21 protein-coding genes are annotated in these 20,830 nt (G+C 61.5%); 5 read left to right on the top strand and 16 right to left on the bottom strand.

Annotated features, from left to right (window positions below; all coding sequences use genetic code 11):
- Positions 1–2: 2 nt before the first annotated feature.
- The 6 genes from AAFG07_RS06455 to AAFG07_RS06430 all read right to left on the bottom strand — a co-directional run bounded on the left by AAFG07_RS06455 (position 3) and on the right by AAFG07_RS06430 (position 6,212).
- Positions 3–989 carry an NrtA/SsuA/CpmA family ABC transporter substrate-binding protein gene (locus AAFG07_RS06455; RefSeq protein ID WP_342726505.1) on the bottom strand — a complete coding sequence of 329 codons (987 nt, stop codon included), beginning with the start codon at positions 987–989 and terminating at the stop codon, positions 3–5.
- On the bottom strand, positions 986–2,425 hold the full coding sequence (atzF, locus tag AAFG07_RS06450) for an allophanate hydrolase (RefSeq protein WP_342726504.1): 1,440 nt from the start codon (positions 2,423–2,425) through the stop codon (positions 986–988). Before atzF ends, AAFG07_RS06455 begins: the two co-directional genes overlap by 4 nt.
- Positions 2,422–3,813 carry an amidase gene (locus AAFG07_RS06445; RefSeq protein WP_342726503.1) on the bottom strand — a complete coding sequence of 464 codons (1,392 nt, stop codon included), beginning with the start codon at positions 3,811–3,813 and terminating at the stop codon, positions 2,422–2,424. Before AAFG07_RS06445 ends, atzF begins: the two co-directional genes overlap by 4 nt.
- A 446-nt stretch (positions 3,814–4,259) precedes the next feature.
- Complete coding sequence (locus tag AAFG07_RS06440; protein ID WP_342726502.1) at positions 4,260–5,072, bottom strand: CmcJ/NvfI family oxidoreductase; 813 nt, start codon at positions 5,070–5,072, stop codon at positions 4,260–4,262.
- A 210-nt stretch (positions 5,073–5,282) separates the two neighbouring features.
- The gene (locus AAFG07_RS06435) at positions 5,283–5,597 is read right to left on the bottom strand and encodes a hypothetical protein (protein ID WP_342726501.1); all 315 of its coding nucleotides are present in this window, start codon (positions 5,595–5,597) and stop codon (positions 5,283–5,285) included.
- A 21-nt stretch (positions 5,598–5,618) separates the two neighbouring features.
- Complete coding sequence (locus tag AAFG07_RS06430; protein ID WP_342726500.1) at positions 5,619–6,212, bottom strand: carbonic anhydrase; 594 nt, start codon at positions 6,210–6,212, stop codon at positions 5,619–5,621.
- A gap of 353 nt (positions 6,213–6,565) precedes the next feature.
- Between AAFG07_RS06430 and AAFG07_RS06425 the strand changes: the two genes are divergently transcribed.
- Entirely contained in the window at positions 6,566–7,390 is an 825-nt protein-coding gene (locus tag AAFG07_RS06425; protein WP_342726499.1) for an HAD-IIB family hydrolase, read from the top strand.
- Positions 7,391–7,842: 452 nt separating this feature from the next.
- Here AAFG07_RS06425 and AAFG07_RS06420 read toward each other — a convergent pair whose 3' ends face one another.
- Genes AAFG07_RS06420 through AAFG07_RS06410 form a run of 3 tightly spaced genes read right to left on the bottom strand, consistent with a single transcriptional unit; the run spans position 7,843 to position 9,634 of the window.
- Positions 7,843–8,625, bottom strand: coding sequence for a class II aldolase/adducin family protein (locus AAFG07_RS06420; protein ID WP_342726498.1), 783 nt, complete (start codon positions 8,623–8,625; stop codon positions 7,843–7,845).
- A gap of 16 nt (positions 8,626–8,641) precedes the next feature.
- On the bottom strand, positions 8,642–9,232 hold the full coding sequence (locus AAFG07_RS06415) for an NAD(P)-dependent oxidoreductase (protein WP_342726497.1): 591 nt from the start codon (positions 9,230–9,232) through the stop codon (positions 8,642–8,644).
- A gap of 45 nt (positions 9,233–9,277) precedes the next feature.
- Positions 9,278–9,634: a hypothetical protein gene (locus AAFG07_RS06410; protein WP_342726496.1), complete on the bottom strand. Its 357-nt coding sequence runs from the start codon at positions 9,632–9,634 to the stop codon at positions 9,278–9,280.
- Positions 9,635–10,128: 494 nt separating this feature from the next.
- On the opposite strand from AAFG07_RS06410, the gene AAFG07_RS06405 reads away from it, so the two are divergent.
- Positions 10,129–10,440, top strand: coding sequence for a hypothetical protein (locus AAFG07_RS06405; RefSeq protein ID WP_342726495.1), 312 nt, complete (start codon positions 10,129–10,131; stop codon positions 10,438–10,440).
- 60 nt (positions 10,441–10,500) lie between these two features.
- Here the strand turns inward: AAFG07_RS06405 and AAFG07_RS06400 are convergent, their stop codons facing one another.
- Positions 10,501–11,244, bottom strand: coding sequence for an XRE family transcriptional regulator (locus AAFG07_RS06400; protein WP_342726494.1), 744 nt, complete (start codon positions 11,242–11,244; stop codon positions 10,501–10,503).
- Between the two features lie 581 nt (positions 11,245–11,825).
- Here AAFG07_RS06400 and AAFG07_RS06395 point away from each other — a divergent pair.
- Genes AAFG07_RS06395 through AAFG07_RS06385 form a run of 3 tightly spaced genes read left to right on the top strand, consistent with a single transcriptional unit; the run spans position 11,826 to position 14,467 of the window.
- Positions 11,826–12,833: an ABC transporter substrate-binding protein gene (locus tag AAFG07_RS06395; protein ID WP_342726493.1), complete on the top strand. Its 1,008-nt coding sequence runs from the start codon at positions 11,826–11,828 to the stop codon at positions 12,831–12,833.
- Between the two features lies 1 nt (position 12,834).
- Entirely contained in the window at positions 12,835–13,650 is an 816-nt protein-coding gene (locus AAFG07_RS06390; RefSeq protein ID WP_342726492.1) for an ABC transporter ATP-binding protein, read from the top strand.
- Complete coding sequence (locus AAFG07_RS06385; RefSeq protein WP_342729068.1) at positions 13,643–14,467, top strand: ABC transporter permease; 825 nt, start codon at positions 13,643–13,645, stop codon at positions 14,465–14,467. Before AAFG07_RS06390 ends, AAFG07_RS06385 begins: the two co-directional genes overlap by 8 nt.
- A 45-nt stretch (positions 14,468–14,512) precedes the next feature.
- On the opposite strand, the gene AAFG07_RS06380 is transcribed toward AAFG07_RS06385, so the two are convergent.
- The 6 genes from AAFG07_RS06380 to AAFG07_RS06355 form a co-directional block, all read right to left on the bottom strand.
- On the bottom strand, positions 14,513–15,388 hold the full coding sequence (locus AAFG07_RS06380) for a nitroreductase family protein (protein ID WP_342726491.1): 876 nt from the start codon (positions 15,386–15,388) through the stop codon (positions 14,513–14,515).
- A gap of 24 nt (positions 15,389–15,412) precedes the next feature.
- Complete coding sequence (locus tag AAFG07_RS06375) at positions 15,413–16,516, bottom strand: ABC transporter substrate-binding protein (RefSeq protein ID WP_342726490.1); 1,104 nt, start codon at positions 16,514–16,516, stop codon at positions 15,413–15,415.
- A 559-nt stretch (positions 16,517–17,075) separates the two neighbouring features.
- Entirely contained in the window at positions 17,076–17,423 is a 348-nt protein-coding gene (locus tag AAFG07_RS06370; RefSeq protein ID WP_342726489.1) for a DUF3088 domain-containing protein, read from the bottom strand.
- A 99-nt stretch (positions 17,424–17,522) separates the two neighbouring features.
- The gene (locus AAFG07_RS06365) at positions 17,523–17,717 is read right to left on the bottom strand and encodes a hypothetical protein (RefSeq protein WP_342726488.1); all 195 of its coding nucleotides are present in this window, start codon (positions 17,715–17,717) and stop codon (positions 17,523–17,525) included.
- A gap of 204 nt (positions 17,718–17,921) precedes the next feature.
- Entirely contained in the window at positions 17,922–19,664 is a 1,743-nt protein-coding gene (locus AAFG07_RS06360) for a SulP family inorganic anion transporter (protein ID WP_342726487.1), read from the bottom strand.
- A complete protein-coding gene (locus tag AAFG07_RS06355; protein ID WP_342726486.1) occupies positions 19,664–20,656 on the bottom strand; it encodes a sulfate ABC transporter substrate-binding protein in 993 nt (330 codons plus the stop codon). The genes AAFG07_RS06360 and AAFG07_RS06355 overlap by 1 nt, the downstream gene beginning before the upstream one ends.
- Positions 20,657–20,830: the final 174 nt, after the last annotated feature.

The raw sequence follows: 20,830 nt of genomic DNA, 5'->3' as shown, positions 1-20,830 counted from the left end.
CCCTATTCCCGGCTCGCCCGATCCAGCACGGACGTCACCACCACCGTGTTGAAGTCCGGAATTTTGGCATCAGGTCGGACCAACTTGCTGTCGACGGCCCACTTCGCTTGCTCCTCCATCAGGGACACCAGCGACGCCTTGTCAAGCTCGAGCTTGAAATTTGCCCGCTTCCAAAATGCCTTTGCGATCGCGGGATCGAGCTTGATGCGTTCGGCGGTCAGCGTGGCCGCGGCATCGGGGTCCTTCCTGATATTGTCGTCGGCCTCGAGCAGCGCCTTCACCGCCTTGACGAGCAGGTCCGGCTTGCTGTCGATGGTCGATTGCAGCGTGATGATTGTTGAATAGGTGTTGTAGAGCCCTTCCGAGCGAATGATGTGGAACTTGTCGGGGCCTTGCGCGATCGCTTGCGACAGATGCGGCTCCGTCCAGATGAACCCATCGATCGCACCGCCTGCCAAGCTGCTGACGAAATCGCCCGGATTTAGGCTGACCGCCGTGATGTCCGACCACGCCAGACTTTGCTGCTTGAGCAGCTTCGACAGGTAATAATGCGCGTTCGTCCCCTGCGAATAGCCGATACGCCGCCCCTTGATGTCCTTGGTGGTCTTGATGTCATTGATGGCGACGAGATCGAAGGGTTCATGCCGGTTCAACGTGCCGATAATGCGTACCGGCAGCCCGTTCAGGGTAGCGAACACCACGGGCGTTTCCGCCGCGGTGCCGATCACGACGCCGCCGCCGACCAGCGCATCCAGCACCAGGCGGCCGCTGGCAAAGGTCGAAACCTTCGGCGCCAGCCCCTGCTTCTGCCAGGTCTTGTCATGGTCGGCGACGAAGAACTGGCCCCAGCCGAGCGCAATCCCTTCACCAATCGTGATGTCCTGAGCGCGTGAAGGCGCGCTCGCCAGCGACAGCACGGCCGCAAGCGCGACGGCCGCGGCGCGTGCGAGCCTGATCGATCCGGCAAATAAGGCGGCAATAGACGTCACGATATGGTCTCCTTGTCTCGGCGGGCATGAACCGGACTCGCGGCCGGGCGCACGTGGCGCGCACCGAGCGGCAGGCCGGCGTTGTGAAAGCGTTGCGCCAAAGCAGCGGCATGATGGTCGGCGAAAGCCGGGGCGATCACCGTGATGCCTTGTGGTAAGCCGTTGGGCAGAAACCCCGAGGGAACGGCAACCGCCGAAAGATCGGCCAGATTGACGAAGTTCGTATACGTCCCGAGCCGGGCGTTGAGCGTGACAGGATCGGCCGCGACCTCATCGATGCGGTAGATTGTGCCGGTGGTCGGCACGACGATGACGTCGATCTCGTTCCAGAGTTTCTCAATCTGGCGCTTCAGAATATTCAGCCGCTGCTGCGCAACGAAGACTTCTCCGCCGGAAACGCCACGTCCTCCAAGCAGGATGTCGCGGGTGACGGGAAACAGGGCTTCGGGCTGTCTGTCGACGAACTGGCGCAGAGCGCCGTAGCGATCCGCCAGCCACGGTCCATTGAACAGAAGATCGTTGATCTCCGCGAATGGAGCGTAATCGACCTCGACCTTGCGGCCTCCGAGACGTTCCAGTCGCGCGACCGCCTCGCTGAACAGCGCGGCCGCGTCGGCATTGCCGAAGAAGTCCAACCACGGCGAAGCGGGCACACCGAAGCGGAATTCAGCCGGTAACGCACGAACTGCCGCCGGCGATCCCGTCCGCGAGAACGGATCCTCCTCGTCGTACCCCCGCGCGACATCAAATGCCGCCTGTGCATCCCCAACCGTCAGCGCGAAGATTGAGAGTGTCTCGATTGAGCGGCAGGCCGCGACCGATCCGACACCACTGATCAATCCTCGCGTCGGCTTCAGTCCCACGATATTGTTGAAGGCCGCCGGCACCCGTCCCGATCCACCGGTATCAGTCGCGAGCGCAAAGCTGACCAGTCCTGCGGAGACCGAGACTGCCGCGCCCGAGCTGGATCCACCGGGAATGTAGGCGGGATCGAACGGATTGCGCGCAACGCCATAGGGCGAGCGTACCCCGACCAGCCCGGTCGCGAACTGGTCCATATTGGTCTTTCCAATCAGGATGGCTCCTGCCGCCAGCAGCCGCTCGACTGCCGGATTATTCTTCGCCGGCTGATAGGAAAATTCCGGGCAGGCCGACGTGGTCGGCAGGCCAACCGTGTCGATACAGTCCTTCACGCTGAACGGAACACCCCAGAGCGGCAATGCCTGCGGCTCCCGCCCCGGCAATGACTCAAGATATGCGGTTCGCGCCAGCGCGTCCTCGCGCGCCACGACACTGATCCAGACGCCGTCCGCGCCGCGGCGGGCGATGTCGTCCAGGATATGCTCGACCACGGTCGACGGCGTTAACGTTCCGCTGGCGTAGGCGATCGCCAGTTGCGGCAGTTCGAGGTCAAGGCTTTGGGGCTGCTCGGTCATGACGGATCCTGTGGGCGCGGGAACGGCCTTGCCTGCTCGAAGGCGCGTGCTGCGCGCAGAACGGTCGTATCAGCGAATTTTGCTCCGACGATCTGCAGACCCACCGGCAATCCCGCCTCGGTAAGGCCCGCCGGCACTGAGGCTGCCGGCTGCTGGGTCAGGTTGAATGGATAGGTGAAGGGGGAGCGGATCGGCCGCACCACAAGATCGGCCTCCGACGCGTCGATCGCCGAAGCGGGATATGCCGTGGTGGGTGTGATCAGAAGATCCCAATCCTGATGGAACCGATTGAAATGTCGACCGAGCGCCTCCCGGCGATCGACTGCCTGCAGATAGGTGACGGCATCGATCGCTCGGCCCCTCTCGGCAACAGCCTGCAGGCCCTGCTCGACCAAGGCGCGACGCGCCGGATCGAACGAGGCCAGGAGCTTGGCTGCGCCCGCGAACCAGAAGGTCTGGAAGAGATCGATGGGATCTTCGATACCGGGATCGACCTGCTCGACGATCGCCCCGAGCCCGGCAAGCGTGTTGGCCGCCTCGGTGATGATCTTCTCAATCTGAGGGTCGATCTGTGCGTAGCCGAGCTTCGGACTGAATGCGATGCGCAGGCCTCGGACACCTTGATCGAGCCCAACTGTCCAGGAGATCTCGGTTGTCGGCAACGCGGTCCAGTCGCGCAGGTCCGGCTGCCCGATCACGTCGAGCAGCAAGGCCGCGTCACGCACGGAGCGTGTCATCGGCGTGACGTGGAAGAGCGATCCATTCTGCGACGGCGGATAGACGGGAACGCGACCAAAGGTCGGCTTGAACCCGAACACGCCGCTATGTGCGGCCGGAAGCCGGGTCGAACCGCCGCCGTCCGTGGCAACATGCAGCGGCCCGAAACCCAGCGCCGCGCCGGCCGCGGATCCGCCGCTACTGCCGCCCGGCGTGTGGGCGATGTTCCAAGGATTGCGCGTGACGCCGGTCAACGGACTGTCGCCGAGCCCCTTCCAACCGAATTCCGATGTTGTCGTCTTGCCAAGCAGCACCGCGCCCTGCTCCCGCAACCGGGCCGTGGCAGGCGAATCCTCGTTCCAGTCTTGCGCCGGATCGATCGCCCGGCTGCCCCGCAGCGTCGGCCAGCCCTTGGCGAGAATGAGGTCCTTGAGGGCGACCGGCACGCCATCGACCGGACCGAGTGGCTCGCCACGTCGCCAGCGGATTTCGGATTGGCGCGCCGCCACACGGGTGGCATCGGCATCCAGCAGCGCGAAGGCGTTGACATGGCGATCGAGACGCTCGACGCGATCGAGTACGGCCTGCGTCGCTTCCACCGGCGAGAGCGTTCCTGCCCGATAGTGCTCGACCAGATCGGCTGCAGAAAGAAGGGCGATGTCATCCGACACGCGCGGCCGCGAAGCTGGCAAGGGAGCATTTTGAGCGGACATGCGCGCGACCTCATTCGTCCATCAGGGCATGATTTGCCGGACGAATGATGGCTAGGCGCTCGCGTCCGCGAACATCAGCAATTAATTGCAGAACCGTGAGTAGCGCGACAAGATCGCAACATCTCAAACGTCCACCGATCCTGCGTCGGAATGAAAATCTCCGAATCGCAGCTCCTACGATGAAGTCTGCCTTCGGTCGTTGCAGGACTCCTCGGCGGCGCCCGTCCGAAATCGGGCTCTCATGACATTGACGCAATACCGATTCCCGCAGAGGTCGGGCATCGGAGGTACGATGCCGGCGGTATCCCACTCGCCTTTGCTCGAACGGATTTCGGCCACGGACGCGAACCTACGTTTGAAGGAAACGCCGGCTTCCTGCGCCGCCGAGTTGCCTCTTCGAACCGCTATCCAAAAAAGACCAAAGCGCGGACTTCAATGCTCTCACGCGGCGGCGCGCCGGGTGCGAGCGGATTTTCGAACGAGGTGTGGAATGATAGCCGCGCACGACCATCATTGGCGCTGTCATGAATCCGGATCAATAGCGCCTCGTCGGTCTGCATCTCGGAAAAATAGTACCACCGATGATTCGGTTTGTATTCCACCCGAGACGTTTCGCCACGAACATGAGCGTAGACGAGATCGCTGGGAATCAGATCATCATCCGTAAATGTCCGTGCGTCGCACAGCGCCAGCGGTGAATCCAGCACAGGACCGCGCAATGGCCGCCATACATTGACGATGCCAAATCGATGCTTCAGCAGTTCGTCCGCCTCAGCTCCGAGGTGATCGCGGACCCTCCGCGGCGCTGAGTTGACGGTATGATCGTTGTGGACCTGCCGGGATGGCGGAGCGAGACCGGGAACGCTCGCATTGCGTACGTTGTGGTCGAAGACGAATACGCGGCTGGCGCCGACAGCGTCGCGCAGCAATTGCTCAACTTCGGGGTAATAAACGCGCTTGATTTCTTCGGAGTCGTAAAAGTTGGCAACGGCGGTTGGTGCGTTGACCAGCGAGAAGCCGTTACGATCGAGCGAAAATTCGGACTCGCGTCCGCGCGCGTCCTCGATCGCCACCTCCCGCTCATCGTCGATGCCGTTCCACTGCGGCACGCCGGGAGGCGGCTCGATTCGGTAAAACGTCGGCCTCTCGGGGCCACGCTTGAGGTAGTGGAGCTTTGCAGTGAGATTGCGAGAAGAGATGGGTCCGTCGAGCGCCATGATCGCTACTCCACGTTGGCTCGCGGGAGATACCGCGACAGCTTTCTGGTTGCGATACTATCGCCCTGGCGCACGAACGTCAGCGTCGCCATTCACTAAAGATCTCCCGTCCACGCATGTGACGCACCAAAACTCAACACGCAGAGGGCAATTGCTTCTCTTTGCAGCCGGAGCGCGCTTGACGTCCCGCGAAGCGAAATCTCGCCGCTCTCAATCAAGACAGGCAACGAAGACGTCGGCCGCCTCGCCGGCGAACTCTGTGGCCCACTCCCGAAAGATCGCAATCTCCGGATCCGTCGCGGCCCGCAAACGGCTTTCGGCGCTCTCCGCATGACGTCGCCGTGAGCAAAAGCTGCCAAGCGCCAAGACGAACCAGTTTGCCCTCGTCATCGCTTCCGCGTCCTCACGGCTTACCGCCTCGAATGCCAGCCTTCGCGCCCCCTCCGTCTCGATGACGAACACGCCGAGGTCCGGCGCAAGATGGCGCGGCAAACCGCGTACAGACATGCGTTTGGTGACAGGCATTGCACCAGATATTCGCTGCGCCTAAACGGCAGGCCGACCGGCTGCCGTCGCCTCGACGACCTCGTTCAGGCGGCCGGTCTTCACGTCGTAGATAAACCCGTAGATCGGAATTTGCTTCGGCACCAGGGGATGGCTCCTGATCCGCTGCACGTCCTCGAGCACACTCTTGGCGTTGTCCTCGAACGCATGCCAGTGAACGAACTTGCCCGCGACCGAGCCGCCTTCATGTTTTGGATTCGACCACTTCCCACCGTCGAACTGCGCGGTGCCCAGATCATCCGCCAGGAGGTCGCTGATGACCTCGTTGGTGAACAATTGCATCCCGCAATCGCTATGATGGATAACGAACCATTCATTCGTTCCGAGCAGCTTGTGCGAGATCACGAGCGAGCGGATCGCGTCATCGGATGCGCGTCCTCCCGCATTTCGGATCACGTGAGCGTCGCCTTCGGCAAGTCCCGCATACTTTGCCGGGTCTAGCCGCGCATCCATGCAGGTCAGAATCGCAAACCGTCGCGCGGGCGGCAACGCCAGCTTTTCCTTGTCACCGAACGCGGCGGCATATTTGCCGTTGGCCGAAATGACTTCCTGGAGCGTGGCGCTGGGCGTCGACATGGCGCGACATCCTTCGGTTATGAAAGCACGGTCACCTGCCAGATGGAATCAGTGCGGGGCTCGCCCGTCAAGGAAATGGAATTTCGAAGTTCTCACGAACACGATGAATTCGTGTCGAGAACGCGGGCCTCCTTGGCGAGATAGATGAGCTCGCTCTGTCGACACCAACCATATCCACCGCGCCGTTCTCTCGCAATTGGCGATCATCGGCGTCACGACGGACACATAACCCGACAAACAAACCTGATATACCCTCGTCCCCGATTACCGTGCTGACCTTGCTCTGGACAGCCCAGGCGGGAAACCGGTATGCCGCCTATGCTCGGCCCTCCTCTCTCGCCTGTGAAGCATACATGCAACCCATCTCAAAGGCGCATCGTTCAGAATTTTGCAACGTGCGTTTCGTTCTAACCGACATGGATGAGACGCTCACCTATCAGGGTCGTCTTGCGGCTCGAACTTTCGAGGCCCTCGAACGGTTGCAACAGGCCGGCCTGACAGTCATCCCGGTCACCGCGGCCCCCGCCGGCTGGTGCGATCAAATGGCGCGGATGTGGCCCGTTGACGGCGTTATCGGCGAGAACGGAGGTTTCTTCTTCCGGCGTCATGATAACGGCGATTGCGTCGAGCGGCACTTTTGGCATCCCGCAGAACACAGGCAACGTGTTGCGGGTCGGCTTGCAGCAATCAGTGCCGAGGTCAGCGCCACCCATCCTGCTGCGAGCCTAGCGGAGGATCAGCCATTTCGCCTCACCAGTGTAGCGTTCAGCCAACCGAATGGTCAAGGCGATCGAGACGCGATTACCGCTGCGCTGCGCCGCGCCGGAGCCGACGTTACGGTGAACAATCTGTGGATTCTCGGCTGGCTCGGTGGCTACGATAAGCTCGCGATGACCCACCGCGTAATGACCGAAGCTTATGGCGTCGACCTCGACCGCCAAAAGGACGAGATCCTCTATATCGGAGACTCAACCAATGACGCGCCGATGTTCGGCTACTTTCGTCACACCGTCGGTGTAAGCAGTATCGTCCGCTACCTCGCCGACATTCGGACGCCACCTGCCTGGATCACCGAGGGGCCAGGGGGCGCCGGCTTTGTTGAAATGGCTAACGCGCTGATCGCGTCGCGAGGCAGTGCGCGGAGCGCGCGTGGAACTCCTATTCCGCCCTCAACGTGAAGGCGCGCAAGGAGGGGCCGCATTTCATTGCTGTGGCGAACGTCGATTGAGACATTTGGCAACGGTTCTCAATGATACCGGGCTCAGCAGCTAGCGTTACCGTCGAGCGCGACTGTACCGCGCAAGCTGTCCTGGGCAGCCACTAGCTGGGGTGGTCGGGCGGATGCGACACATCGCACAAAAGGACACCTAGTTTGGCTGCCGTCGTCATCGTCGCAAGGACGCTGCGATTCAGGCTTCGAGCGATCTTCTCGACAGGGCTATTCCTCTTCGCCAACCCCCTGAGCTTATGCTTTTCAGCAGCCGTCCAAGGACGATCGCAGGTCGGTCCGAATTGCTTTTTGGCGGCGGCAGCGTGTCGCGTACTCACTGTTCCTCCCTTCGTCGGTATTTCAACATCGGCGGCAAACACGAGCTTGCCGCGAGTGCCGGCGGTACGGATTATTGTGCCCCTAGTTGAAAAGATCCGGCTCGGCCTCAGTGATCCAGTCCCATAGCGGCTGGAAGCTGAAATAGCCTCCCTTATGCGTGCCGACCTGACCGGCCGTCAGCTTCGCTACCTCATGGGGGATCGGCTTCGGCGTGCCGGCCGCTTCGGCGAGCAATTGCGCGCGAGCGGCATTATCCATCGCAATGTACCACCAAGCGGTGGCTTCGATCGTGGGGCCGACCGTCAACAGACCGTGGTTCTGCAGGATCACGGCCTTGTTCGATCCGAGCGCCTCAGCGATCTTCCGGCCTTCTTCCGCCTCAAGCACGACACCGGAGAACGGATCGAACAGCGCGTGATCTTGATAGAACGCGCAGGAGTCCTGGGTAAGCGGATCGAGCAACCGGCCGAGCGCCGACCATGCCTTGCCGTAAGTCGAGTGCGTATGAGCGGCCGCGATGACCTCTGGATGCGCGGCGTGGATTGCCGAATGAATCACGAAACCCGCCTGGTTGATCGGCTTGTCGCCAATCAGAATGTTACCGTCATGATCCACCAGTTGGAGGTCAGAGACCTTGATCTGACCGAAATGCTTCGACAGCGGATTGATCCAGAAGCGATCCGGAAACTCCGGGTCACGCACGGTGACGTGCCCGGCCAGACCCTGGTCGAACCCATAGCGGGAAAACAGCCGGAAGGTTGCCGCGAGACGCTGCTTGCGATGCAGCCTCTCCTCCTCGAACGAAGCTGCCGGCACACGCTCGACCAGGGAGTACTTCTTCGGCTTCTCGACGATCTGGTTCATTCTCGGGGCTCCTTGCTTAGTATCCGAGTTTCTTGTCAAAAACATCGGCCAACGGCGCGCCATGCGCGTAAGCGTCGAGGTTGACCAGCGTCTTGTCGGTCAGCCGCTTGATATCGTCTGCGCCGGTCCAGGACACGTGCGGGGTCAGAACGACCTTCGGGTGAAGGTAGATCGGATCCCCCTCCGGCGGCGGCTCTGGATCCGTGACATCGAGCGTGGCGCCCGCCAGTTGCCCGTTGTCGAGCGCACGCAGCAGGGCTTGCTGATCGATGATCCGGCCGCGCGCCACGTTGATCAGGTGCAACGATTCCTTCGCATGCGCCAGGACCTCAGCGTTGATCAAATGCGCTGTCTTCGGCGTTGCCGGCAGTGCGATCACGAGATGGTCGGAGGCTGCAACCAGCGCTTCGATACTATCGACCGGGAGGATACCCGGAACAGCAAATTGCCACGATGAGCGTCGCAACACCTTGATCTGAACACCGAACGGCTTCAAACGCTCGGCGACAGCGTGTCCAATCGCGCCGAATCCCGCAATTCCAACCGTCTTGCCGGCAAGCGAACCGAGCGGCGTGATCTTCCACTCCGCGCGACTGCGTGGACGCACGTCATGAATCCGCTTGGCAAAACCGAGGATTGCCGCCAAGACATATTATGCGATCGCGTTAGCCGAGATGCCGCGCCCGACCGTAACCACCGGGCCATCGAGCAGCCATTCCGGAAAGAAGTCGACGCCCGTCGACGCGGTCTGGATCCAGCGCAGACCGTATGGCCACCCCCTCGGCTTCCCCGTCGGCGCCTTGCTCCAGCCTGCGGCCGGACGAGTCAGCAACACGTCGGCTTCCGGTGCGATGTCCCAGGCCGGACGCTCGGCGGGATGGTCGATAATCAGCGGGCGGGACCAGTGGTCGATCAGCGACGCGCGAACTTCGGTTCCAAGCTGGTTGATGATGATCGGCGAACGCACGCCGGTGGAGGCGCGACCGCTATCGATACGAGGCGTGTTCATGGCATGCACTCACGATTGCAAACTCGTGACATGCTAGGCGCCGGCGGCAAGATAGTCTTTTCAAAGATGCCTAAGGCTCTGCAACAACCGGGTAACGCGTCGAGACGATGCAAACGAAATCGCCTCTCTGAGTTTCGTCCGCGGTCGCACACAACGTGGATGGCGTCTGCTCTGAACCACGCCGGGACAAGAAAGAGCATCACATGCCGTCATCTGCAGCCTCGCGGCGAATCGACCGCGTTCTCGACAGGATCAGACTGTCCGCGTGGATGGCTTCAAGCGCGTCGCGGCAACCGGCTCAGTCCGAGCACCTCCAATTTGTCGGATGAAAATCCGTTATATTGGACGTCTCGCCGCAGCATCTCGCTCCGCTTCCATTTTCTCAGACGAAAGCGAATGAGATGGAACTTTCCCTATTCTCCAGTATCGCACCGCACTCTATCTACGACAGTGACGAAATTGAGCACGCCCTGCTCTACCCGTGGAGAACGACGATGAACACCGCGATGCAGATGATGCCCATGCCGATGATGATGGGCGGCATGATGAACCCTTCGATGGCCGGCGGCATGATGCCGATGATGAACATGCCCATGATGGGCATGGGTATGCCGATGATGGCCTGTCAGATGAAGTGCACCATGACCCCCACCGGCATGACCTGCGAGATGATGCCAATGGACCCGGCCATGAAGGACATGTTCATGAAGTGCTGCGAGAGCATGATGAACATGATGCAGATGGGCATGCCCATGATGATGGGCTGCGGCGGCATGATGATGATGTGCATGCCGATGAAGGCCTAGGACCTCGACCGGCTCGCGCTGCCTTCCCAGAGGGCCGGCATTGCCGGCCCTCCTTTTGTTTCAGGTCGCGTCGTCTGCATAGGTCATGACGAGGTACAGCACTGCCTCGCTGGCTACCAGATTCTTGTAGACATGCGGAACATCGGCCTCGAAGACAATCGCGTCGCCTTCCGTCAATGTCTGCGGCTTGTCGGAGCCGGTAGCGATCTCCACGACGCCCTTCGCCACGAAAAGGTTTTCCCGGGTGCCGGGCGCATGCGCTTCGGCGTTCTCGCGATGCAGCGGACCTATTCTGAGCTCGTAGAATTCGACCTGATGGCTGCCATCGAACGGAAACAACGCGCGAGAGGTGAACTGCCCTTGGCTCGATGAGAGCAGCTTGGCGTCACTTTGGCGGAGTACGACCGGGCCTCGCGCGACATCCGCCTGCAACAGATTAGCGAACGGAACGTGCAGTGCGTTCGCGACCTTCCACAGCAGCGCAATGGTCGGAACGCTCTTTCCGGTCTCGATCTGTCCAAGCATCGCACGGCTGACACCGGACTGCTTCGCCAACCGCTCCAGCGAGTGGCCGCGGCTCGTTCGCAGCCGTCGCAGATTGCGTCCGAGGACCGCGGGCAGATCCTGCTCCACGCCGGGTGGCGGGTTGGCGTCTAACGAGGAAGCGACGTTACCGTCGCTCATAAAGCATCCCAGGGCGCAGCGGATGTCGCCGGTACCGCCATCGGCACCCACACCCAGGCCGGCCAGAGCCAGAAAAGCTGCACCGCGCCAAGGGAAGGACTGAAGGTGGCGTTTTGCCACTGTCCGGCGGCTGTCGCTGGCTGCTGCCTCCGCCGCATTGATCGATAGGCGTCCAGATCAATGATCCGCGCTGAATTCAAGGCTTCTGTCACCTGGTGTGCCCGCGTTCGATTGCCGTCCCCGATATCCTAGTTGGACCCCGGCTCCCGACAAGCCGTTGTCGAACAAAACAACACGCGCTCTGTAAAGTTCGATCATGTAGCAAAGACTTTCTCGCGTCCGTGCTTCCAATAGCAATCGGCTCGTTTCGCTCGAAACGCGCTGCAACCGGCACGCTGGCAATTGCGCCGGCGAACGCCGATTGGGTAGGAGCCCTTTGATTGCGACGCTCCCACCATACCGACCGCGACTTGGACACCATCATCAAAGGGGGGCGCTATACCACAAAGAACTGATTTCTCCGTCGCAGACGAATTGGAGAACAACGATCTCGCCAACTGCACCGCAACGAAAAATTCCTAGAGCCGCTGCAATTCGTCCAATCCATTGGACCAATTGCAGCATTTCCTGAAGTGTGGCCAAAAGGGCCTGCAAAAGCGCGACGTGCCGCTTGGACCAACGGAAACTCAGAAGACCACAGAATGAATACATCGATGCTTCTACGTGCTGCCGCCCTGGCGTTGATCGCGCTCGCAAGCGGCGCCAATAGCGTCCGCGCGGAAACCGATCAACTTCGCATCGCGCAGCAATTCGGGATTGCCTATCTTCCGCTCATTGTCGCCAGCGAAAAGGGACTGATCGAGCAAGAAGCGAAAGCACTCGGCATCGCGCCGCCGAAGATCGAATGGCTTCGGCTGTCCGGTGCAGCGGCGATGAACGAGGCACTTATTTCCGGTGGGCTCGATTTCGCGACGGCAGGCATCACGCCGATGATCCTGACCTGGGACAAGACGCGGACAACCGCCAAGATCATCGGCGTGGCAGCGCTGGGATCGATGGCCAACATCCTGACCACCAACAACCCAGCCATCAAGACAATTGCGGATTTCACCGAGAAGGATCGGATCGCGCTTCCATCGGTCAAGGTCGGCTTCCAGCCGATCGTCCTCCAGATGGCGGCCGACAAGGCCTTCGGTAAATACGACAAGCTCGACGAACTCACCGTCAGCATGCCTCATCCGGACGCCACCGCCCAAATCCTGTCGGGACATTCCGAGATCACGGCGCACTTCACTTCACCACCGTTCTCACAGCAGCAGCTGGCGAGCGGCAAGGTGCATCAGGTCCTCAACAGCTACGATGTCCTCGGCGGTCCGCACACCTTCAACGTGGTTTACTCCACCACGAAGTTCGTCAACGACAATCCGAAGACGATCCAGGCGTTCGTTCGCGGTCTCGATCGCGCCAACGAATGGATCAAGGCGAACCCGAAAGATGCGGCCGCGCTTTATATCAAGGCCGAGGGCTCGAAGCTCGCTCCCGACTTCGTCGAGAGCATCATTCGCGACAAGGACGTCAATTTCACAACCGCTCCGGAAGGCGCCCAGAAGTTCGCTGATTTCGAGGCCAAGGTCGGCTTGATCAAGCAGGCGCCAGCGTCGTGGCGGGACTTGTTCTGGTCCGGGCTCGGGGACAAACCGGGAAGCTGACATGAACGTCGCTCCCCGATTGGTCGACCTCGCCGGCGATGCCGCGTCTCCGACGTTGCTCACGCTGGATCGCGTCAGCATCAGTTACCCGATGCGCGACGGCATCTTGACTGCGGTCGAAGATGTCAGCCTCGCTCTTTCGGCAGGCGAGCGGCTTGTTCTGCTGGGTCCGTCGGGCTGCGGCAAGTCCACGCTGCTCCGAGCGGTCGGCGGCTTTCTGAAGCCGAGCACTGGAGAGATGCGGATGAATGGGCAACCGATCGGAGCCCCCGGCCCCGACCGGATGACGGTGTTCCAGGAATTCGACCAGTTGCTGCCTTGGCGCACCGTGCTGGGCAATGTGCGTTATGCTTTGGAGCGGGGCAGATCACTCCCCCGCCGGGAGGCGGAGGCTGTGGCTCGCGATTGGCTCAAGCGGGTCGGATTGAAAAACTTCGTCGATGCCTTTCCTCACACCTTGTCGGGCGGAATGAAGCAGCGCGTCGCGATCGCGCGCGCCTTCGCACTAGAGCCGGCGCTGCTGCTGATGGATGAACCTTTCGCCGCGCTGGATGCCCTGACGCGACGTCAGATGCAGGACGAGTTGCTCAAACTATGCGAAGAGACCGGCAGTACGGCATTGTTTGTGACACATGGCATCGACGAGGCGATCCGGGTCGGGACCCGCATCCTCGCACTGACACCTCATCCGGGGCGTCTGGCCGCGACATTTGACGTTCCGCCGGGAAGCCGCACTCGCGGCACGACGGCTTTCGCCGAGTTGGAGCAAAGGATCCAACAAGCCGTCTTTGCCGATCCGGAACTTGATCATGGCTGACATTACAGCTCCGAAGCTTTCTGACGCACCGGCGCTGCGCCGTGTGTTCGAGCAAACGCCCTGGCGGCGTCTTGTGATTCTTGCTGCTTTTGCGCTCGCCTGGGAGCTCTATGCGCGCTGGCTCGACAATGCGCTGCTGCTCCCGACGCTGGGAGCGACGCTGTCGGCACTCTGGTCGGCGATCCTGTCGGGCGAGTTGCCAAATCGGACGCTGACATCGTTGCGCGTTCTGGTCACAGGCTACGCGCTGGGGGTCGGCATCGCCGCAGTGTTCACCGCCCTTGCTACCCTGTCACGCTGGGGCAACGAGGCTCTTGGCCTGCTGACTTCGATGTTCAATCCGCTGCCGGCGATCGCGCTGCTTCCAATTGCGCTGCTGTGGTTCGGCGTTGGAACGCCCAGCCTCGTTTTCGTGATTGTCCACTCGGTCCTGTGGCCGGTTGCACTGGCCTGCCATGCCGGCTTTCGCGCCATCCCACCAACGCTGCTGATGGCCGGCCGTAACCTCGGCTTGTCGGGCGGCCGTTTCGTTGCCGAGATTTTGGTACCGGCCGCATTTCCCCAAATCTTGTCGGGCTTGCGGATCGGCTGGGCGTTCGCGTGGCGTACGCTGATTGCAGCCGAGTTGGTGTTCGGCGTCAGCGCGCGTTCCGGTGGAATTGGCTGGTTCATCTACACCAGCCGCGCTCAATTGGAGACCGCCAGCGTCTTTGCCGGACTGCTCACGGTCATCCTGATCGGCCTCCTCGTGGAGAGCGTGGTGTTTCGAAGCCTTACCCGGATTACGGTCCAACGCTGGGGGCAGGAGCGAACTTAGAGCACGCCCCTCCGTGCGCTCGAGGTCGCAAGCGCCACTTGCATCCTATTTGAGTGGAAAGCCTAATCCTCGCAGTTCCTCGACGAGGCGGTCCCGTCCATTCAGCGACCGGACCGATCCAAGCCGGTTGAGCACGGTTTGGGTCCACCCGGTCGCAGGCAATTCCTCGGTGCTCTGGAAATCGCGCAAGGTGGCGTCGTAGGCTGCGATTCCCGCCTCCTCTCCGGCCGTCGCGTAGCGCTCGCGATGGATGACTACGTCCTGGCGCAGGCGCGGCTTGACCCGGGTGGGCCGGGTCGGATCAGGATAGCCAATACAGAGGCCGAACACCGCCGCGGCCTGGGGCGGCAGTCGCAGTTCCTCGGCCACGGCCTGCGGCCTGTTGCGGAGCGCGCCGATATAGACCGATCCGAGGCCAAGCGCTTCGGCCGCTACAACCGCGTTCTGGGCGGCCAATGCCGCATCGACCACGGCCACGATGAACGTCTCGAGGTAAGGCAGTCCATCCTTGGGATGGTTCGCACTCCTGGCCAGACGCTCGGCCCGCGACAAATCCGCCAGCCAAACCAGGAACAGCGGCGCCTCGACGATATGCTTCTGTCCGCCGGCGAACTCGGCGAGGCGCGCCTTGCGTGCCTCATCCTCGACCGCCACGACACTCCAGGTCTGGAGGTTGGAGGACGATGAGGCCGACTGCGCAGCCGCGACGAGCGTCTCCACTGTACCGCGCGGCACCGGGTCCGGCCGATAGGCTCGCACCGAGCGGTGGGCAAGGAGATTATCCAGCACCCCGTTCCAGGCGTCGCCGATCAGAGGAAAATCCTTGCCGTAACGGGAGTGCAACGCCGCCGAAGCGGCATCATCAATCCCCGACGGCCCGGGCACCACAGTCGAAGCGGCCTTGCTTCTCGCGTTGCTCATCAACGCGCTCCTCCGGTAAATCGCCTAGACGTCAATGTCGACTACGACGCGATTGGCAAGCTTTCTCGGGTCCGTATTCGGCTTGATGATCGTGGCACGTTTCAGATCGCTCGTGATCTTCACGACCTCGCGACGCAGGTCTGCACCTGCCGGATGATGGCCGTGCGTGTGGCTGCGCAGCATCGTCGCCAGATCGGCGACCGCTACTTTCGGGGTGTATTTGGAAAATATCTCGGCAGCGTCATCGGGATGTTCGGCAACGTGGTGCGCAGCTTCGCGGATGGCGAGGGTCAGCGCCTTCACCGCGGCGGGATCCGACGCCCAGAGCGAACTCCGCACGCCGAGCGTGCAGCACGACAGGTTGGCGTAATCCCCACTCAGGTTTGATGCGATCTCAACCAGATCGCCATTGGCGCGCCGCTCCGTCAACCAGGCATTCGGGTCGGAGTCGGCGATCGCCTGGATCTCGCCGCGCTGCAGGGCCGTGAGTTGCAGATCGGCCGGAAATTCACGCCATTGCACATCGGTCTGCGGGTCGAGCCCGTTGTCCGACAGCAGGATGGCGAAGAAGTTCCGCGGAGGCCCGGAAATGCTGGAGACACCGATCGTCTTGCCTTTGAGATCGGTGATATCCTTGAAGCCGGACCCCTTCCGCACGAACAGCCGGGTGCAGCCGCCGTGCAGGCCGGTGGTCAGCTTGACGTCGATGCCTTGCTCCAGCGGCTTCAGCCAGTTGAGCAGCATGCTCGAGCCGGCATCCGCCTTGTCGGTCGCCAGCGACTGCAACATCTGGTCGGTACTGCCAGCAAGCTGCAGGAATTCCACATCGAGATTGTGACGTGCGAAATAGCCCCGGTGCAGGGCGACGGGCACCGCTGCCGTGCAAATGCCGGTGCCATTGTAGGCAAAGCGGATGTGACGAGCCGGCCCTGTCGAGGCCTCAGCCGCGTCAGCAACTCGGCAGATCGGCGCTTCGCTCAGGGGATCAACGGTCTGGCCCAGACCAAACGCCGGAAAGGCGCGCGCGGCGCTCATGACGCCGAATGGCGCGGCGATGCCCGCCAGGCCGGCGAGACCGAGAAGGGCGCGCCGCGACGGCGAGAATGGCTGATGTTGGTCTATCGTCATGATGCGCATTCCTGCTTTGCACTGTAGTCGCATATACCCAGCTTACCCGCACGGCGCAGAGCACCTGTCGTGTTCAACGGAGCGCTCCTCAAGGCACGACCTCCTGTCCGAAATGCTAAGTCCAGCATCCGATTGCGTCGATCGCAAAGTTTGCTTCAAACAGAGAGAGTTCATGTCGCTTTGCGACGAGCAATGAAAACAGCGTTGCTCAACGTCGCCGAAAAATGTCGCCGCGGCGCCGGTCAGATACGCCGCCGCAACATCAGCGCCCGGCGTAACCGGGTTCCTCACCAAAACGGCGAAAACAACCCCATGCACAGTAGCCCAGGCTCGCCAAATCAAGGGCTTGCACGCCCAACGATGTGCGCGGAACAAGGCAGCGGGCAAAGCCGTTTGAGCGCGAGGAGATCCGCGCATTTTATGAGTGACGTGCCAGCCAAATCGGTGAAAACGCAGTGGATCGACTGGCGGTCAACGGTGTAAAGGCGGTGTGCCACCTTCGAGGCCGATCGCGCTTCGCCTCCATGGCCGATCACGACGGCAGAATTATCGATACACTTCACTGATGGACATATGGAAAGGAGTACCGTTCGGCCAGATATCGAAGGATGCGCTCTGACGAATCGATGAACCGCCGGCCATTGACAACGCCAGCGTCCTCGGGCACCGGCCCACTTTGGTCGAAAACCAGCACGGGTAACGACTGATGCAACTCACCGAGAATTTCGACGATCGGACTTCGCGGTCGCGCGAACGGCAAACGCTGAACCTCGATCTGCGTGGCCAGACCCGGAAATGATGCGAGGAGACCTTCGATCGCATTGCAGTGCGGACAGACGAAGAACTTGCCGGCCTGCGCCGGGTCTTCGAATCCGGGCTTCAGAAGGAATAGCTGATCCTTGCTCATGTTGCTCACCTCGTACGCCGAGATAGGTCTTGTCGATCAGATCGTGCGCCCGTTGCACCGCGCACTTTCGTTGTCTTCGCCATGGAGCTACCGTATCCGCTAGAACGCAGGCAGCTCTCCGGGCAGTTTGTCCTTGATGAGCTGACGAACCGCGCCGTTCTGTAAAGCCGGCGCGGACAACGCTGGGGCAGCGACGAGTACGGCGGCGGAAACGGCAAGCGCGGCCGCGCGCCTCCACGTTCGCGACGGAGTAAAGGCACGAAGAGCACGACCCGCAAGCGTCGCCAGATTCATTGTAGAGACCTCCTTGCACCGTCGAGGAACGCTTGGATATTGAGGAAAAACGTCTTTGTACGCAATAAAACGTCAAACCAAAGTTGACTGCGACGATAGAAGGAATCGTGTTTCGCGAGCGCTTCGAATGGCGGCATCCTTGCAACGTCGGATGGATCCACGAATGATAACGCAGCCCTGAGACGTTCGCAGCGTCAACTGCGATCATACGCGATAATACAATCGCGATCGGACGTTCGCCGCCTGCTCTTGCAGCTCCGACCTGATCTGCCTCACGGCCGCCAGTGTGGCCGAGTCCTCGTCCGCGCCCTGCGCAAAGATGTGATCGGACTTGATCCAGTCTGCGAAGCCCAGGCGGTCGAATGCCGCCAGCAAATCGGGACGAAGACCGGCCAGCCAGACCTCGATGCCGGCGTTGCGCGCGTCCTTGAGAAACTGCTCGAAATGTTCGAGGCTGACGACATCCGGATTGCGCACGCGCTTGAGACGCAACAAGATGTGCCCCGCTTTTTCGCCCGAGGCCTGGTGCAAGATCAGATCGAGCACCTTGTGCAATTCCGGGCCGGCACCGAAGAACAGTTCGCCTTCGAGATCGTAGAACAGAAACCCGCGATTTGAAGGCTCGGCTGGCAACCGCTCCCGCACCACATCGTCGTCGTCGACAACGAGCTCTGCGGCCCTAATCTTCGCTGCGCGCGGCACGAATAACGCGATCGACAGCACGACACCGATGATGATCGCGAGATCGAGGCCGAATGCTATCGCCGACAGAGCAGTTATCACGATGACGCCGGCATCCACACGCGACGCACGCAGGGCGTACGAGATACGCTTGAAGTCAACCAGGCGCGACGCGGTCAACAACAAGAGCGCGGCGAGCGCGGGCTTCGGCACGTAGCGCGCAAGCGGCGCGAATGCGATCACGGCGATCGCAACGAACGTCGCGGTCAACATACCCGAGAAGCGCGTCGCGGCTCCCGCCTGGAAATTGATCGCCGAGCGAGACAGCGAACCTGATCCGGGTAGGCACTGAAAAAGACCTCCCGACAGATTGGCAAGTCCCTCGGCAAGACACTGCCGGTTGAAGTCCAACGGCTGTCGCGTTTGATGGGCGATAGACTTGGCGATGGCGAGCGCCTCCAGCAGTCCCAGGAAGGCGATCGCCACACTGTCGGAGAAAAGATCGAGCGCCCACCTCAACTGCACTTTCGGAATATGGAAGGATGGCAGGTCGGCGGGCACCGCGCCGGCGATTCCGATTGCCGTCTTGCCATCGCCAGCGGGCACGGTCCAGCCGGCAAAATAGGCTCCGGTCGCGACGACCACCAGAACGGCCAGCATGTCGAACTGCGGCCATCGATTGCGCCGCACGACATGCCGAAGCGACACCGCCAGTACGAGCGTCACGAGCGTTACAACTACGGCCTTCATGTTAATGGTGTCGCCGGTCGCAAGCGTCAACCAGAGCCGAGACAAGATGTGCTGGGCACCCGTCCCCTTGTCGCGTACGCCCAGTGCATTGCTGATCTGTGCCAAGGCCAGCAGCAGCGCGGCGGCGCTCATGAAACCAAGAATGACTGATTCCGAAATGTAGCGCGTGAGATCCCCGAGCCGCAAAACTGCGATAGCGATCTGGATCGTGCCGACCAAGGCTGCAAGCAGGAACATGGCCTCTGCTGCCTCGATCCTCTGATCGGCGTCGAAGATCGAGAGCGCGCTGAACACGACCAGCGAGATTGCACTGGTCGGACCGTTGATGAGGTGCGACGACGATCCGAATACCGAGGCGACGGCTGTGATCAGGATCGCGGAATAAAGGCCATAACGGGGGTCAACGCCTGCCAGAAGCGCATAAGCCATTGCTTGCGGCAGCGAGATCGCGGCGACGGTGAGACCGGCGATGACGTCGCGCCGCAATGTCTGCGGGCCGTAACTGATCCCGCCCATCATTTGTTCCGCAATGCAAAGGCGGCTTCCACGACGCCGTCTTCCGCGAAGAACCTGTCCTGCAGGTCGCTCCAGTCCTTTGCGATGGAGCTGACCGGTATGAGCTTGATGGAGGGGAAGACCACGCCGATCTTCTGCGCGATCTCTGTCTTGTAGGGCCGGTATCCGAGCCGTGCGATCGTCTCCTGCCCGGCATCGCTGAACAGGAACGACAGATAGGTCCGGGCATCGGCGAGGCTCGCCTTGCGCACCCTGTCATTGCTTATCACGGCAACGGACGGCTCGGCGAGAATGCTGACTGGAGGATAGACGATCTCGAGAGCACCGTTTGAAGCGGCTACCTCGCGGATCGCCTCGTTTTCCCAGGTGAGATGCACGTCGCCGCCATCTGGGTTCGCAAAGCGCAACGCTGCGCCCCTCGCGCCCTCGTCAAACACAGGGACCTGTCGGAACAGCGCACGGAGGAAAGCGACTGCATCGTCCTGCGTCCCGCCTCGCGTGATGGTCGCAGCCCAGGCCGCCAGCGACGCGAGCTTGCCGTTCCCCGACGTCCGAGGGTCGGGCATCACGACTTCCAGCTGTGGGGCGAGCAGATCCGGCCAGTCCCTGATTTGATGTGGATTACCGTGCCTGACGACGAAGACGATGGTCGAGGCATAGGGCACCGCATGATTGGGAAACTTATCAGCCCAACCCGGCTCGACAAGGCCCCGCTTGCGCAACGTCTCGATATCAGAGGCCAACCCGAGCGTCACAACGTCGGCCGGCTGCTCGCCATTGGCCACCTTGTGCGCCTGACGCGAAGACCCGCCATGTGATTGCACCACACGTAGATGGCGTCCCGTCTCCCGGGCATAGGCCGCGTCAAACAGGGGATTGATGGCCTGGTACAGTTCGCGAGTCGGATCATAGGAGACATTCACGATCTGGCGGTCGTCCTTTTCAGGAAGATTGACGGTCACAATGGCCGACAGGCCCGCGAGGGCGGCCACCACTGCGCCAACATTCACCCAAGTTTGGGAGCCTCCCACCACGGCCTCCGGACCAATCGACAGCGGTCAATCGTGAGACGACCTGTGCGCCTCTCTTTGAAAAGTGACGGATTGCAGTGACCAACGATCGTAGTGCGGTTCAACCGGCTGTCCATGTCAAATTCTGCGCCACGC

The organism is Bradyrhizobium sp. B097 (assembly GCF_038957035.1).
Classification (GTDB): domain Bacteria; phylum Pseudomonadota; class Alphaproteobacteria; order Rhizobiales; family Xanthobacteraceae; genus Bradyrhizobium.
This window is presented reverse-complemented; position numbering and strand designations above follow the sequence as displayed.

What these genes read in the sequence shown, in the direction of transcription:
- AAFG07_RS06405 (WP_342726495.1), top strand. Translation starts at nt 10,129, where the DNA reads ATGAACACCGCGATGCAGATGATGCCCATGCCGATGATGATGGGCGGC.
- AAFG07_RS06375 (WP_342726490.1), bottom strand. Translation starts at nt 16,516, where the DNA reads ATGACGATAGACCAACATCAGCCATTCTCGCCGTCGCGGCGCGCCCTT.
- atzF (WP_342726504.1), bottom strand. Translation starts at nt 2,425, where the DNA reads ATGACCGAGCAGCCCCAAAGCCTTGACCTCGAACTGCCGCAACTGGCG.
- AAFG07_RS06395 (WP_342726493.1), top strand. Translation starts at nt 11,826, where the DNA reads ATGAATACATCGATGCTTCTACGTGCTGCCGCCCTGGCGTTGATCGCG.
- AAFG07_RS06365 (WP_342726488.1), bottom strand. Translation starts at nt 17,717, where the DNA reads ATGAATCTGGCGACGCTTGCGGGTCGTGCTCTTCGTGCCTTTACTCCG.
- AAFG07_RS06410 (WP_342726496.1), bottom strand. Translation starts at nt 9,634, where the DNA reads ATGAACACGCCTCGTATCGATAGCGGTCGCGCCTCCACCGGCGTGCGT.
- AAFG07_RS06390 (WP_342726492.1), top strand. Translation starts at nt 12,835, where the DNA reads ATGAACGTCGCTCCCCGATTGGTCGACCTCGCCGGCGATGCCGCGTCT.
- AAFG07_RS06360 (WP_342726487.1), bottom strand. Translation starts at nt 19,664, where the DNA reads ATGGGCGGGATCAGTTACGGCCCGCAGACATTGCGGCGCGACGTCATC.
- AAFG07_RS06420 (WP_342726498.1), bottom strand. Translation starts at nt 8,625, where the DNA reads ATGAACCAGATCGTCGAGAAGCCGAAGAAGTACTCCCTGGTCGAGCGT.
- AAFG07_RS06380 (WP_342726491.1), bottom strand. Translation starts at nt 15,388, where the DNA reads ATGAGCAACGCGAGAAGCAAGGCCGCTTCGACTGTGGTGCCCGGGCCG.
- AAFG07_RS06430 (WP_342726500.1), bottom strand. Translation starts at nt 6,212, where the DNA reads ATGTCGACGCCCAGCGCCACGCTCCAGGAAGTCATTTCGGCCAACGGC.
- AAFG07_RS06425 (WP_342726499.1), top strand. Translation starts at nt 6,566, where the DNA reads ATGCAACCCATCTCAAAGGCGCATCGTTCAGAATTTTGCAACGTGCGT.
- AAFG07_RS06385 (WP_342729068.1), top strand. Translation starts at nt 13,643, where the DNA reads ATGGCTGACATTACAGCTCCGAAGCTTTCTGACGCACCGGCGCTGCGC.
- AAFG07_RS06370 (WP_342726489.1), bottom strand. Translation starts at nt 17,423, where the DNA reads ATGAGCAAGGATCAGCTATTCCTTCTGAAGCCCGGATTCGAAGACCCG.
- AAFG07_RS06440 (WP_342726502.1), bottom strand. Translation starts at nt 5,072, where the DNA reads ATGGCGCTCGACGGACCCATCTCTTCTCGCAATCTCACTGCAAAGCTC.
- AAFG07_RS06435 (WP_342726501.1), bottom strand. Translation starts at nt 5,597, where the DNA reads ATGCCTGTCACCAAACGCATGTCTGTACGCGGTTTGCCGCGCCATCTT.